The organism is Streptomyces davaonensis JCM 4913 (assembly GCF_000349325.1).
GTDB classification, from domain to species: domain Bacteria; phylum Actinomycetota; class Actinomycetes; order Streptomycetales; family Streptomycetaceae; genus Streptomyces; species Streptomyces davaonensis.
Genome location: NC_020504.1, coordinates 8,695,655 through 8,709,787 on the forward strand (window position 1 = coordinate 8,695,655; position 14,133 = coordinate 8,709,787).

At 68.3% G+C, this 14,133-nt stretch carries 11 protein-coding genes; 10 read left to right on the forward strand and 1 reads right to left on the reverse strand.

Annotation, left to right across the window (positions count from 1 at the left end):
• Positions 1-202: 202 nt before the first annotated feature.
• On the reverse strand, positions 203-1,513 hold the full coding sequence (aspS, locus tag BN159_RS38445; RefSeq protein WP_015662463.1) for an aspartate--tRNA(Asn) ligase: 1,311 nt from the start codon (positions 1,511-1,513) through the stop codon (positions 203-205).
• An 891-nt stretch (positions 1,514-2,404) separates the two neighbouring features.
• Between aspS and BN159_RS38450 the strand changes: the two genes are divergently transcribed.
• The 10 genes from BN159_RS38450 (at position 2,405) to BN159_RS38490 (ending at position 14,132) form a co-directional block, all read left to right on the forward strand.
• Positions 2,405-2,851, forward strand: a complete 447-nt coding sequence (locus BN159_RS38450) for an NUDIX hydrolase (protein ID WP_015662464.1) — start codon at positions 2,405-2,407, stop codon at positions 2,849-2,851.
• On the forward strand, positions 2,841-3,971 hold the full coding sequence (locus BN159_RS38455; protein WP_015662465.1) for an NUDIX domain-containing protein: 1,131 nt from the start codon (positions 2,841-2,843) through the stop codon (positions 3,969-3,971). The genes BN159_RS38450 and BN159_RS38455 overlap by 11 nt, the downstream gene beginning before the upstream one ends.
• Before the next feature lie 81 nt (positions 3,972-4,052).
• A complete protein-coding gene (locus BN159_RS38460) occupies positions 4,053-4,622 on the forward strand; it encodes an NUDIX domain-containing protein (RefSeq protein WP_015662466.1) in 570 nt (189 codons plus the stop codon).
• Positions 4,619-6,613 carry an ATP-binding cassette domain-containing protein gene (locus BN159_RS38465; protein ID WP_015662467.1) on the forward strand — a complete coding sequence of 665 codons (1,995 nt, stop codon included), beginning with the start codon at positions 4,619-4,621 and terminating at the stop codon, positions 6,611-6,613. Before BN159_RS38460 ends, BN159_RS38465 begins: the two co-directional genes overlap by 4 nt.
• Positions 6,591-6,800, forward strand: coding sequence for a hypothetical protein (locus tag BN159_RS45920; RefSeq protein ID WP_015662468.1), 210 nt, complete (start codon positions 6,591-6,593; stop codon positions 6,798-6,800). The genes BN159_RS38465 and BN159_RS45920 overlap by 23 nt, the downstream gene beginning before the upstream one ends.
• Positions 6,797-7,750, forward strand: a complete 954-nt coding sequence (gene hemC / locus BN159_RS38470) for a hydroxymethylbilane synthase (protein ID WP_015662469.1) — start codon at positions 6,797-6,799, stop codon at positions 7,748-7,750. Before BN159_RS45920 ends, hemC begins: the two co-directional genes overlap by 4 nt.
• 105 nt (positions 7,751-7,855) lie before the next feature.
• Positions 7,856-8,635: an MFS transporter gene (locus BN159_RS38475; protein WP_015662470.1), complete on the forward strand. Its 780-nt coding sequence runs from the start codon at positions 7,856-7,858 to the stop codon at positions 8,633-8,635.
• A 162-nt stretch (positions 8,636-8,797) separates the two neighbouring features.
• Entirely contained in the window at positions 8,798-10,177 is a 1,380-nt protein-coding gene (locus BN159_RS38480) for a site-specific integrase (RefSeq protein WP_041820446.1), read from the forward strand.
• The gene (locus BN159_RS38485; RefSeq protein WP_015662472.1) at positions 10,177-11,955 is read left to right on the forward strand and encodes a hypothetical protein; all 1,779 of its coding nucleotides are present in this window, start codon (positions 10,177-10,179) and stop codon (positions 11,953-11,955) included. Before BN159_RS38480 ends, BN159_RS38485 begins: the two co-directional genes overlap by 1 nt.
• Complete coding sequence (locus BN159_RS38490) at positions 11,952-14,132, forward strand: site-specific integrase (RefSeq protein ID WP_015662473.1); 2,181 nt, start codon at positions 11,952-11,954, stop codon at positions 14,130-14,132. The genes BN159_RS38485 and BN159_RS38490 overlap by 4 nt, the downstream gene beginning before the upstream one ends.
• The last annotated feature ends 1 nt before the right edge of the window (position 14,133 follow it).

A 14,133-nucleotide genomic window follows, 5' to 3' on the forward strand; every position in this document is an offset into this window, starting at 1 on the left:
TGAAGGATGCTCGCCGCTTGCGATGCAGGCGGACCGCTCACGATATGCAGGACTTGGTCGACCTCGCCAGGGCCCATAGCCACCGTGGCCTGGCACGGAAGAGCGGGTCGTGAGGCGGGGGCTTCGGGCAATGTCCGTTATCCAGGCTGTGTCCCACGACCCAAGGCGCTTGCTCGTGTCGTGGGACGCAACTCGCGGCCGGTTACGGGGTGAGCCGGTTCGGCCCGCGGAAGAGGAAGCTTGCCTCGCGGATGGAGTCCAAGCCGAGCATCACCATCAGCACCCGCCCGAGTCCCATGCCGAGGCCGCCGTGTGGCGGGCACCCGTACCGGAACGCGTTCAAGTAGTCCTGCATCGGCTCAGGGCTCATGCCCTTTTCGGCGGCCTGCTTGAGCAGCACGTCGTAGCGGTGCTCGCGCTGCGCGCCGGTGGTGACCTCCAAACCCTTCCAGAGCAAGTCGAAGCTGAGGGTCACGCTCGGGTCGTCGGCAGCCCGCATGTGGTAGAAGGGCCGGATGCCGATCGGGTAGTGGGTGATGAACACGAACTCGTGCCCGGTGGCCTCCTTGATGTGGGTCGAGATGCTCCGCTCGCCCTCGGGGTCCAGGTCCTGCTTGTCCCCCACGGGGTCCCAGCCGCCCTTGCGCAGGATCTCCTGTGCCTCGGCCATCGTGATGCGGGGGAAGGGCGTCGTGGGGACGGTGACCTCGACGGTGAAGTGCTCTGCGATCGCTTCGCCGTGCGCGTCGGCGACCTTGGCGATGGCGTGGGCGAGCATCTGCTCCTCGAACGTCATCACGTCCTCGACGCCGTCGATCCAGGCCAGCTCCACGTCGACGCCGGTGAACTCGGTGGCGTGACGGGAGGTGAACGACGGCTCGGCGCGGAAGACCGGCCCGATCTCGAAGACCTTGTCGATGCCGGCCGCGATCGCCATCTGTTTGAAGAGCTGCGGCGACTGCGCCAGGTAGGCGCTGCGGCCGAAGTAGCCGAGCTGGAAGACCTCCGCGCCGGACTCCGCGGCGGTGCCCATGAGTTTGGGGGTGTGCATCTCGGTGGCGCCCTGCGCGTAGGCGTACTCGCGCATGCCCTGTTCCAGGGTGGTCTGCACGGCGAACATCAGCTGGGTGGCGGGACGGCGGCGCACGTCCAGGAAGCGCCAGTCCATCCGCTGTTCCAGGGCGGTGTGCTCGTCGATCGGCAGCGGCGTGGCGGCCGGGTTCAGGACCTCGACCGCCTCGGGGACGATCTCCAGACCACCGAGCTTGACCTGGGCGGCGTCGACGACTCGGCCGGTGATACGGACGGCGGACTCGGGGGTTAGAGCTTCGAGTTGGGCCTCCAGCGGCCCGTCGTCGCGCTTGTGGGTTACCTGCGCCAGGCCGGTGTGGTCGCGCATGATGACGAACTGCATGGTCCGCTGCAGGCGGAGGGCGTTTACCCACCCGCAGACGGAAACGGTACGGCCGACGTGTTCTCGCAGGTCAGAGACGTGTACGCGGCTGTGGATCATTCGGGTCCTCCGAAGGACGTCGTCATGATCCCTTGGGAGTGCGGGCGAGAAGGGCAACTCGCGGTGCCACCGCACTTTCGCCGCCACTCGGGTGGCGGCCTCATTCGGGCCTGGTGACGGGGGCCGGCCGGCGGGGCATTGGACCACCAGACGGGGTCGTTCCTCCCCGCGCTCGGGAGGGTCTTCACCGCAGGGTGCGAGACCGCCTTCTCAGCTTCCGGCGGTTCTCTCGGCTCGCGTGGTCCCGTGGCTACTCGTCTCCGTCAACGCGTTGCCGTGCAGAGTACGGAGCGCGTGGCTGAGGTGGCAATCGAGAATCGGAAGCTGAGGAGCAAGCAGACGTCCCAGCCACCGACGGGTGCCGTGTTCGCTTCGGCGTTCTGGAAGGTGAGGGCTGCGGCGGCTGCTCTCCAAAGCCCGGCCTCCGTCGGATGCCTGGTGGCGAGGAAGCGATCGGTGAGTTGAGGCAGGTGGTCGGCGACGAGGTGGCGTTTCCTCGATGCGCCGGACACTCCGAGGAACTACCGCAACGAGTGGAAGCGACGAGAACACGGACTCGCCCAACGACCTTACGCCTCAGGCTAGATAGACTCAGCGGAGTCCGGCAACGGGCACCCGAGTCGCTGCGGTCACAGGCGGCGTATGCATTGAATTCCTCATGCCTCGGGAGGCCCCGCTGTGCCGTGTGAGCCGCCTACAAGGCGCTGTCGGCATCGACAAGTCGCTCTTGCTCGGGCGTTGACCGAACCCGTGCCGTTGCCTGTCACGACTCCTCGCTCACTTCAGCCGTCGCGTTCGCAGGACGGATCGCACCGTGCCCGGGGTCCTGTCCTGCGGCTACGGCGGTCAACTGCCCTCCGATCACACCGACATGTCGAGAAGGAGAAGGCGTTGGCATACCAGTCCGTGATCGGACTTCACCTGGTTCTGTTCGAGCAGAACCGGGTGCTGCTGGGCCTGCGTGAGGGCACTGGCTGGTGTGACGGATGGTGGCACGCCCCAGCCGGCCACCTTGAGGACGGGGAGTCCTTCCTTGCCGGCATGGTCCGTGAGGCTCGGGAAGAGCTGGGCATCGCCCTCGCCGAGGAAGACCTGGTAGTCGCGCACATCGCCCACGACCACGACCCCCAGACCAGCCAGAGCCGGCTGCAGCTCTTCTTCACCGCCAAGCAGTACTCGGGACGGCCCTATGTTGCGGAACCGGACAAGTGCGCGGAGCTGCGATGGTGGCCGCTCTCGGACCTGCCGGAGAATTTGGTGCGCTACACCCGCCAGGCCCTGATCTGCATTCAGCGCGGCCAGAGCGCGAGCACGCTGGGGTGGCCGGATGCCTGTTGAGGATGAGCGCGAGCCCGTGGGGCTGATGGCGCCGGAGGACTACGCCCGCTCACGCGCGGCATTCTGGGGCGGCGCCGCGGTGCTCTTCACGGATGCCGAGGGCAAGGTCCTGGTGCTCGACCCGGCATACCGGCCGGGGACGCTGCTGCTGCCCGGCGGGGGAGTGGACCAACGGGAGCGGCCCTCAGCCGCAGCGGTGCGGGAGGTGGCCGAGGAGCTCGGCCTGCCCATCGGCGTACGCCGGCTCCTGGCAGTCGACTGGGTGAGCATGGGCAATCCGGAGTTCGGAACCGTGTACGGCCTCCCGGGCGAAACCATCTCCATCTGGGACGGCGGCGTCCTGGAGGAGAGTGACATCGCGCGGATTTGCCTGCCCGAGGACGAGATCTCCTCGTTCCACTTTCTGCCGCCAGCGCAGGCCGTTCCCCAGATGTTCCCGATCGAGGGACGACGGATGCTGGGCGCCCTCCGTGCCCGGATTGACCGTGCCGGACCCGCAGTGCTGGAGGACGGGGAGGCCGTCGGCGGCGGACCGGCGCTGCAGCGTCAGAACGTCATCCCGCGCATCGCGGTCGGATACCAGCAGATCGCCTGGCACCCCGGCAGCGAGCCGGCTGCCGACCTGCCCGTGAAGCAGGCGTGGGTGTGGGCCTTCGACCCGCTCGGCCGGGTCGTCGTTCTTGTGGATCCGCGCGACGGCCATTGCGTCCTGCCGGGCGGCACCGTCGAGGCGGAGGACGACGGGCCGACAGCGGCGGCACTGAGGGAAGCCGCCGAAGAGGCGGACCTGCACCTGCGCGACGCCACCTACCTCGGCTACCTCCACGACCCGGACGGTGCGGTCTACGGCCCGGGCACCGGGCCGAACGCCCGGGCCCGCTACATCGCCCGCATCACCTCCCTGGGGCCGGCGCCGCAGGATGTCGCCACCGGCATCACCTACGGACGGCTGTTGGTCAGCCCGATGCAGGCGAGCGAGCTGCTGGGCCTCGGACGCGCCGGCAGCGAACAGGCCGAATACGCGGCCCGTACGGCGGCGGCCCGCTGGGGCATTCCGCTGAGCCCGCCGCAGGCCGCGGTCGAGATACCCCGGACGGGCATGGTGGCCGGGCAGCTCTGACGTCCGATCACGACACCCGCCTCGTGCCTGCGGTCGGCCGGCGCGAAGCTCTGCACTGCCCTTTGGCCTAGGAGGACTTGCATGACCAGCAACCCTGACACCACCGAGCAGCCGGTCGGCCGCCCTGACCGTGTGGTCACTGCCGAGCAGCGGGCGTACTGGGCGCAGGTCGAGGCGCCCATGGCATCCTGCACGGCCCTGATCACGGACGCCGACGGCCGGATTCTCGTGGTCGACCCGACCTACAAGGACGGCTTTGACATGCCCGGCGGCATGGTGCACGCCGGCGAAACGCAGATCGAGGGCCTGGAGAGGGAACTGGCCGAGGAGCTCGACCTGACCGGCGTACCGATCGGGCAGTTGCTTGTCGTGGACCAGGTCCCGGCCGCGCGGTACGGGCGGGCGATGGTGGTCACGGTGTTCCACGTGGGTCCGCTCACCGACGAGCAGTGCACGTCCCTGCGGTTCGCGGACGGGGAGATCGGCGCGGCCGAGTTCCTCCCCGTCGACGAGGCGCTCGGGCGGCTGCCGCACCGCCTCGCCCGCCGCATCAAGGCGGCCCACGTCGCGCTGCTCACCGGTGTGCCGGCCGTTCTGGTCGACGGCGAGCCTCACGCTCCCGCTGGCCCGGCCGTATCGGAGGCGCGATGAAGCGGCTGTGGAAACGGGTGTGGAAGACGGAGCCGGCCGTCTCCGAATCCGAGGTCGCCCTCTTCGGCGGGCCGCTGCGCTACGACCTCGGCTGGGTGCGCCACGAGTACGCGCGGCTGGACACCAAATTCGGGCAGGCCGCCCGCATGGTGCCGACCCTGGTCGGCAGCACCCTGCGCCTGGCTTGGCGGGCGGACCGCCGTGCCCTGCTGACCATCGGGATCGCCGAGGTGGGCCAGGGCCTCACCCAGGCCGCCGGGCTGCTGGTGACCAACCAGGTGATCCAAGCCCTGCTCAAGGACGGGGACAACCTCGCGCGGCTCCACGCCGCGCTCCCGGCCCTGATCGCCGGCTGCGTCATCGCCGTCGTCGGCACCATCCTGGCCTGCCTGTCGACGGCCTGCACCGGGCGGCTGGAGCCAAAGGTCGAGCGGCTGGCCACCGAACAGTTCCTGGAAGGCGCCACCCGCGCGGAACTGGAGGCCATCGAAGACGGCGAGTTCCGATCACTGCTGGACTCGGCGTACTTCGGCGCTCAGTCTTCCCGCGCCATGATCGGCATCTGCGTGGCTGTGGTGAACGGCGTGTTCTCCCTCGTCGCCGCGGCCGGGGTGGTCACCGTCCTCAGTCCCGTTCTGCTGCCGCTGCTGTTGCTCATCGCGCTGCCGCGCGGCTGGGGCGCCATGCACGTGGGTCGGCGCCGCTACGCCTCACGGATGCAGTGGATCGAACACGAGCGGGCCAAGCGTCTAGTCAACAACCTGATCACGACCCGGGATTCGGCCACCGAGGTCCGCGTCCACCAGGTCGGCCGCTTCCTACTCGATCACTTCCGCACGATGGGCCAGACCGCCGAGGCCGAACAGACCCGCCTGGCCGACGGCCGCGCGGTCACCGAACTGATCGCCGCGGCCATGGCTGGCCTCGCGACGGCGGCAACCTTCGCAGGACTGGGCGCGCTATGGCTGACCGGCCACATGAGCGCCGCCACCGTGGCCACCGCCGCGCTCGCCATCCGAACCGGCTCAGCCAGCCTCGGCGCCCTTGTCGACAACGTCCTGCGGCTGCACGAGGAGTCCCTCTACGTCCGCGACCTTGACCGTTTCCGTGATGAGGCCGAGCGCCGGGCCATCCCCACCGGAGGTGAGCCGGTCAGCACCTTTCCCGACCAAATCACCTTCGAGAACGTGTCGTTCACCTACCCAGACCGCGACACTCCCGCACTGCGCGACGTCTCCCTGACCTTTCCGCGCGGCGCCGTCATCGCCCTGGTCGGGGCCAACGGCAGCGGCAAGACCACCGCGGTGAAGCTCCTTGCCGGCCTGCACCGGCCCACGGCAGGCCGCGTCCTGTGGGGGCCAACCGATTTGGTCGAGGCCGACCGGGCGGACATCTTCCAGCATGTGGCCGTCCTCGACCAGGGCTTCCAGCGCTGGCCCTTCACCCTGCGGACCAACATCCAGATCGGTCAGCCGGAGCGCAACGCGGATGACGACATCACTCGCGCGGCTGCCTACTCGGGCGCCGACAAGCTCGCCACCACCCTGCCCCGCGGCCTTTCCACCTTGCTGGCCCGGCAGTTCCGCGGCGGCCAGGAACTGTCCGGCGGGCAGTGGCAGACGGTCGGGCAAGCCAGGCTGCGTCACCGGCAGGCGAGCCTCGTCATCGCTGACGAACCCACCTCCGCCCTCGACCCCGAGGCCGAGATCGAGTCCTTCGAACGCATCCGCCGCCTGGCCGACGAAGGCAAGACCGTCGTCCTGGTCAGCCACCGCATGGCCGGCATCCAGCACGCCGACATCATCTACGTCCTGGACCAAGGGCACCTCGTGGAGAGCGGCACCCACCAGGAGCTCATGGCGCTGCCCGATTCCCAGTACCGGCGCATGTACCTGATGCAGGCCCAGCAGTACGGCACCGTCGCCCCAGTGGTCCTGCCGTCTCCCTCGGCCAACGGTGATTCAACACATGCCACCAGCGCCCCCGACTGACGCCGACCGCCCTACCGGCACGGCGTGCCCGGTTGCACGGTGGCCCAGCAAGTGGGCCACCGACCCGCTGTGGAGCACGCTGCGCGACGTGCTGGGCTGCCTCGGCGTGATCGCGGTCGGCCTCGCCATCACCACCATCGTCACCCTCGTCACCACTCAATTCCCCGACCCCAGGATCCGTCCGTGACCTACATCCCGCCCCGGCTCGTCATCGGCACCCGCGACTCCGACCTGGCCATGGTCCAAGCAGCACACGTTGCCGACCTGCTCAAACGCGCCTTTCCCCAGGTCACCGTGGACCTGGCCCCGATGAAAGCCGCCGGTGATCTCCATCAGGGTCCTCTGTCGCAGATCGGAGGCAAGGCCGTCTGGGTACGCGAGCTGGACCGGGCGCTTGCCACCGCACGCGTCGATGTCACCGTCTCGTGTGCCAAGGACCTCCCCGGCCCCCACGAGCGCGGCACCGACACCACGATCGGCGCCGTCCTGCCCCGCGAAGACGCCCGGGACGCCCTCGTCCTCCCGGCAGGGCGACCCCCGACCACCCTCGACGACCTCCCACCTGTAAGCGTCATCGGCACCAGCGCCCCGCGCCGCATCGCCCAGCTCCGCGCCAGTTACCCGCGCCTCACCATCCAGCCGGTGCGCGGCAACCTGCTCCCCCGCCTCGCCCGCCTCGACGCCGGCGAAGGGGACAAGCCGCTGGACGCTCTCGTGGTCTCCTATGCCGGCCTGTGCCGGGTGTCCAAGGCCGACCGCGCTACTCAACTGATTCCGACATCGGTACTGGCCCCAGCCACCGGAGCCGGGACGCTCGTCGTCGAGCACCGAAGCGGTGACAGCGTCGCCGCGCACCTCCTCACCGCCCTCAACGACCCCGCCACCGCCCGGCTGCTGGCCGTCGAGCGCGGCATCCTCGCCCAGCTCAAGGGCAACTGCCAGACCGCCTGCTCGGTCAACGCCCACTACGTCGACAAGCCGGACCGGATCAGAGTCGACGCCGCGGTCTTCCATCCCTCCGGTGACGACGCCATTCAGGTCGCCGCCACCGGACCCGCCGACGACCTCGGCGGTCTCGTCGAGAACATCACCCAGCTGTTGCACGGCCAAGAAGTCGAACGGCTACTGCCGCGCTGACCCGGACCGCCTGCCCAGCGCTCGGGCCTGACCAACTGAAGCAGAGTGCAAGCACACCGCAGGCACTGAGCGAAACAGCCGTACGGATGAGGAGAGTTCACGGACGTGCCACACCGATCCGAACCGAACGCCCCCGGCAACCTATGGAGAGACCCCGACTTCCGGCACTACGCCCTCGCCCAGGGCATCAGCGTCACCGGAGGCGGCGTGACCACCATCGCGCTCTCCGTCCTGGCCGTCGTCGAACTGCACGCGTCCACCTTCAACGTCGCACTGATCGCCTTCGCCTCCAAACTGCCAGCCCTCCTGCTGTCCCTGCACGCCGGCGTCCTCGCCGACCGCCGCCGCAAACGCCCGGTGATCATTACCTGCGACCTGCTCTGTGCAGCCGTCCTCCTCACACTCCCCGCGGCACAACTCCTGGCCCGCATCACGCTGATCCAGCTGTACGCGGTCGCCTTCACGGTGGCCGCCCTGCAGGTCATCGGCAGCAACGCCTCCATCAGCTACCTGCCCTCCCTCCTCGGCCCGGACCGGATCAAGGACGGCAACTCCAAGATGGGCGCCGGGAACTCCCTGGCCGACCTGATCGGCAACAACTCCGGCGGCGCCCTCGTCACCGCGCTCGGCGCGGCCCGCGCCGTCACCGTCGATGCCGCCTCATACCTCGCCAGCTCACTGCTCCTCTGGCGCATCAAACACCGCGAGGACCCGCCACCCGCACGCACGGCGGACACGAGCCACTGGACGGAAATCCGCGAGGGCCTCACCTACACCCTGTGCACACCCGTGGTGCGCTCGATCGTGCTGGCCAACACGGCCACCTCCTTCGTCCTGGCCGCCAGCAGCGCCCTGTGGTCGCTGTACCTGCTTGTTCCCGCTTAGCGACGGTGTTGCTTACTGCCGGAAGGGCCGCCTGACCTGCTCATTTGTTTGTTGCACTCAGCTAGGTTGCATTGGTACTCATCGGCCATGCACCAATCGACTTATTCGTCAGCGGGCTGGGAGTCCTGGGGGCTTGCGTTCAGGCCGGCGATTCCGGAGGGGATGCCGTTACTGTTCGACGACGACCTCCTGTTCGAGGACAGCAACGGCATCCGTCCCACAACCGTGATCAACTGCTGGGCCTGCGAGCTGCCGGCGAATGGATGCCCATCTCCGAATTCGTGGCCCTACTACGTGCGTACGGTGCGTGAGTGGCTGGAGTTCATATCCGAGCACGGGGTCGCCCTGTTCGACACGCGGCGTCGTCTGAAGGCGGCGTTGGGCGCGTACTCCGTCTATCGAGCCCAGGGGCCCATCAAGCATCGTTTCGAGGCGTCCACGTGGAATCAGAACATGGGGATTCTGGCCGGGTTCTACAAGTGGGCGAGGGATGAGGGGTACGCCGACTCCGAGCCGTTCACGTACCGGCAGGCGATCTGGGCTTTCAAGGGGCAAGTCCGTCGCGGGCGGGTCAACCAGTCACGGCGGCGCCAAGCCAAGCCTCATGTGACGATCAAGTATCTCGACGACGACTTCACGGACATGTTCCTGAAGGGGTTGGCGGGCCTGAGCCCCGACGGGGAGCGGGATCTGCGGTACCGAGGGCGGGAGTTGGCCCGGAACTCGGCGGTCGGCCGAATGATCGTCTCCAGCGGGCTACGAAGCCAGGAGTACACGTACCTGCTGGTCTGCGAGGTGCCCGTGCTTCCTTCGCGGCGGACTGCGGTGCCGCTGTCGTTTCCGATCCCGTCCGGGGTCACCAAGGGAAGCAAGTACCGCGAGTCGTGGATCGATTACGACTCGCTGGCTGAGCTGCACTCCTACATCGCTCTCGATCGAGCTGCAGCGACGTTCGGATCGTTGTGGCGTCCGCCGGCCCGCTGGGGAGAGCCTCTGTTCGTGACGGACGCCGACCAGCGGGGCGGACGCGTCAACGGGGTCCGCGTCCAGTGGAGCTCACTCGGCCCTGACGAGCGGCGGCGTCTGGTCGCCCCGGAGGGGGGTTCGATGCTGCTGTCGGTGTGGGGCCAGGGACGTCCGTTCACCGGATGGGCCACGGTCTTCGCCAGGACCTCCGATCGCATCCGCGAGCGTTACGAGCCGCGTTTCCCGCACGTCAATCCGCACCGGCTGCGTCACACCATGGCCATGGCGACCATGGCGCGGCTGATGCGTGGCTGGTATGAGCAGGCTGCTCGACAGGTCCGCGACACCGACGACGATGCCGCCCTGGCGCACTACCTGCGGACCCAAGAACCGCTGCTGATTCTGCGCGATCTGCTCGGACATACCAGTTCATTGACCACGGAAGCGTACCTCCATCGCCTGGACGTGCTCCGTCTGTTCAACTCCCTGTACCAGCGGGTCGGCAAGGAGTACGGCCTGCTGGACGAGGAGGCCGAGGTCGAGACTGAGTTCGACGACGAACCGGCGGTGGTCTGATGCCGGCCACCGTCACCCTTGACCCGCTGGGCGTGCACTGCATCTTCAGCGACGGGTCGGAGTACCGCCGCCCCCTGCGCGTGCGACGGCCAGTGGAACTCCCGCGGCTGGCACGCACCCTGCTGGAAGGCGCCACGGACCTTGTCCATCCGCACGGACAGGTCGACAGCGCCGGAGGCGTCGATCTCTACCTCACGGCCATCCGCGGCTTCACCGACTGGCTGGTCGAGTTCGGGTTCTCCGGCGGGGCCTCCGACCTGACGCGCGCGCTCCTCGCCCGGTACTGGCGGCAAGGGGTGCGATCCTCCCAAGAAAGTGCGCTGCGGGCGATGTTGCGTTGCGCGGATGACCAGGATCAGATTCTGGCGCCGGATGTGCGCGCGTTCGTCGATGGCCGACTGTTCAACACGGGCGAGCGGTACGGCTCGCACCAGCCGTACAGCGAGGCCGAATGGGCCCGGCTCATCCGTACCTGCCGGGACGAGGTCGATCGTGCCTTCCGCGCGTTCTGCGCGGCCCGTGAGCACGCTTCGTCAGCTGACGGGCCAGGGGCGGCGCTCCGTGAGCGCACTGCCCATCACTGGCTGGTGCTTCACCACGGGCCCGACCCGCTCGTCAACGAGATGGCAGAGCGCGGCTCGTTCCCCTTCCGGCAGAGATACGGAGTCGGTCTTCGCGCAGTGCTGGATCCGCTGATCCCGACCCTGGATGTGATCATCGCCTACCAACTGCTGTTCGGCGCCTACACCGGGGTCGTGCCGGACGGGATCGCGGACCTGGGACTCGACGACATCGAGTGGGCGGGTGACGCGAAGATCCTCCTCAGCTACGTCAAGGGCCGCACGGCGGCAGAGAGCCTTGCTCTGTCACGTCAGGCCACTCGCCTGCTGGAACAGTGGCTTGATCACTCTGCGGTGGCCCGCCGCTTCGCGCCCGAGGAACTACGCCCAGAGCTCTGGGTGCGTTTCACGCCAGGTGGCACACGGGCGGGAGAGCGATGGCTGGCTAAGCCGGGCACCCGCCTGTCCATATGCGCCTGGGTGGAGCGGCGCCAAGCTGTCGACGAGGACGGGCGTCCCACTCAGATGACTGGTGACGACGGTCTCCCCCTGGCCCTTCACCGGCACCGCATCCGCACGACCCACGACGCGCTGCAAGACCGGTCACACTGGCGCGGCAGCCGCCGGTCCACGCTAGACCCGAACCGGTCTCCCGGCATCGAGGGGGACCACTACCTGACGAACACGACGCCGGCTCAGCGCGAGGCGGTGGAAGACATCATCGCTCAGGCGCAGGAGGACCTCGTTCGCCGGGCGCTGCCGCCATTGGTGCTGGCCACCGCTGAAATGGCCGACCTGGTGGAGAACTATCCCGAGCACATGAAGCGGCTCGGCCTGGATGACAACGCTTTGGCGCAGCTCCTGTCCGGGGAACGCGACGTATTCACCGCAGCGTGTGGAGATCAGCTGTCGGGGCTCCACGGGCCGAAGGGCAAGCTCTGTCCGGCACGTCCGTGGGTGTGTCTGCTGTGCCCGCTGGCCTTGTTCGCCCCCCGCCATCTGCCGAACCTGCTGCGGCTACGGGCGTTCTTCTCGCGCCAGTGGCAGCAGATGACCACCGCCGAGTTCCTCCCCGTCTTCGGCCCGTACGCCCACCGTCTCGACGAGATCCTGACCCCCGACCGGTACTTCTCCGAGCACGCGCTACGGGCAGCCGCTGCCGAGGTCACCGACTCCGATGTCGAGCTTCCCCTGCGACCTGAGGAGCACACCGTATGACCACCATGCACCGGCCCACGGGCCTCGCGGCTGCCTATTCTCGTTCCGTCTTTCGAGGTGAAGACGTGTGCGCTGCGGCTGGTCTGCCGGTCCACGGCGCGGGCCCACATCCTCACTTCGACGACACAATCTGGGACTTCACCGGTGTCATCGGGCTGCCGCGGTACCTTGCGCGCTACGCGCGGATCTTGTCCTTCGCCGAGATCCTCAATCCCCAGTGGAGGGAACTCGCGAAGGAGTTCATCTTCGCCCGGCTCGCACCGGACCACCCCGCGGTGCGGGAACTTGCCCACGCCTACCGAACGCCGGTGCTGATAGCCACGGTGCACGGACGGCTGACCGTGCTGACCGGCTGGCTCAACTGGCTCACCGAGCAGGGTGTGGACAATCTCGGGGAGGTCACCCAGCAGCACTGCGCCGCCTACCTGGAGCTTCGGAAGAAGGTACGGGACAAGCACGGCATCGTGATCCGCGACAGCAGCCCCGGCTACCGCATGGACGTAGTGGCGGTCATCCAGGAGCTGGGCTACTACACCGAATTGTTCTCAGCCGACGGCTACGTGTCGGCTTTCCGTCCGTGGGGGCGACGCACGGCGTACTCCGTCGCCGGGATGGTCCGTCGGACGGGCAACACGACACCGCCGCTGAGCAACGACGTCTTCCAACCGCTCGTCGCGGCGGCCCTGTATGTGGTGGAGGTGCTGGCGCCGCACGTCATGGAGCTGCAGCAACAGTTGCAGGAGATGGTTCCGAACCGGCCGGGCCGCAACAACCGTGAGCGTTCGGACTGGAGGGTCGAGGTCGCGCAGGCCATCGACCGCCACATACAGGAGTCTGATCCGCTGGATGTCGCCCTCGATCACGTCGTCGCCGAGCGGCTGGCGGGCGGCTGGGATCCGGACGACCCGCTGCTACGGGTGAACCTGATCTCCCTCGCCCACGAGACCGGACGGCACGCCTTCCACTACACGTGGCTGCCCACCGTGCGCGGCCACCTGGAGAAGGCTGTCAGGGAAGTCGGCCTGGCCAAACGCTGGGGCCGGATGGCCGCCCTGGTCGAACGCGCGGACGGACGCGGCAGTGTCCCCTGGACCCTGCCGATGAACACCACCGAGGCCCGACTGCAGCTCTCCCGGGCCCGCACAGCCTGCCTCATCGCGCTCGCCGCACTGACCGGAATGCGGAAGAGCGAACTGGCCGAGCTGACCCACGACTGCCGCCTGCCCCCCGAACAGCTCGGCGAGGGCCGTCTCCGCTACCGGCTGAAGGGCAAGGTCATCAAGGGCCGAAAGCTGGGTGGTGAACACGATCAGTGGGTGACCATCAAGCAGGCGTATGAGACCGCCGGCGTAGCCGCCTCGCTCGCTGACCCGGTGAAGAACGCCGGTCACCTGTTCAAGTCGCTCTCGTTCTTCACCCCGTACGAATGGTTCCTGACCTGGGTTAATGGCGCGGAGGGACGTCGCCTTGGGCTGGCGCCGATCCCCGAGGTGCCGGTCAGTCTGCGGATGCTACGGAGAACCCTCGCGGTGGAAATGGCGCACCGGCCCGGTGGACTGCTGGCCGCCAAGATCCATCTCAAGCACATTTCCGTGGTCACCACCGAGGGCTATGCGGACCGCCCGGGTGGGGCTCAGTCGGTGCTGATGGCCGAGTTCGGCCAGGAGGAGCGGGAGCACAAGATGCGCGTCGCCCTCGACGCTTTCCACGACTATCAGAACGGTATCCGGCCTGCGGGGCCTGGCGCCAGCGACCTCCTGGACTTCTTCGCGTTCGTCGACGAACAGTTGGACTCGTCCGGGGCGCCGAACATCAAGCGCAGTGACCAGGAGGTGACGAACCTGCTCGCCAAGCGGGCCAAGGCCCTGCACCTGGGGCCGGCGAACTACTGCTGGTTCCTCGATCCGTCCAAGGCGCTGTGCCTCAAGCTTGCAGGGGGCCACGCCCGCGGGGCGACAGAGCCCTTGATCGGCATGTGCGATTCAGCGCGGTGCCCCCAGGCCACCCACCATGCCGGGCACCGCCCGGTATGGGCGGCCAGCGCCGCGAGCAAGAAGGTCTTCATCGCCACCATCGGGCGCGCGCAGCGGACGGAGAAGACTCGACTGACTAAGGAACTCGCCCGCGATGAACGGGTACTGGCCGAGATTGACGCCCACTGCGGAACGGGGGCATGAC

Excerpts from the sequence above, each read along its gene's own strand:
- aspS (WP_015662463.1), bottom strand. The coding sequence starts at position 1,513 with ATGATCCACAGCCGCGTACACGTCTCTGACCTGCGAGAACACGTCGGC.
- BN159_RS38455 (WP_015662465.1), top strand. The coding sequence starts at position 2,841 with ATGCCTGTTGAGGATGAGCGCGAGCCCGTGGGGCTGATGGCGCCGGAG.
- BN159_RS38460 (WP_015662466.1), top strand. The coding sequence starts at position 4,053 with ATGACCAGCAACCCTGACACCACCGAGCAGCCGGTCGGCCGCCCTGAC.
- BN159_RS38465 (WP_015662467.1), top strand. The coding sequence starts at position 4,619 with ATGAAGCGGCTGTGGAAACGGGTGTGGAAGACGGAGCCGGCCGTCTCC.
- BN159_RS45920 (WP_015662468.1), top strand. The coding sequence starts at position 6,591 with ATGCCACCAGCGCCCCCGACTGACGCCGACCGCCCTACCGGCACGGCG.
- BN159_RS38480 (WP_041820446.1), top strand. The coding sequence starts at position 8,798 with ATGCCGTTACTGTTCGACGACGACCTCCTGTTCGAGGACAGCAACGGC.
- BN159_RS38485 (WP_015662472.1), top strand. The coding sequence starts at position 10,177 with ATGCCGGCCACCGTCACCCTTGACCCGCTGGGCGTGCACTGCATCTTC.
- BN159_RS38490 (WP_015662473.1), top strand. The coding sequence starts at position 11,952 with ATGACCACCATGCACCGGCCCACGGGCCTCGCGGCTGCCTATTCTCGT.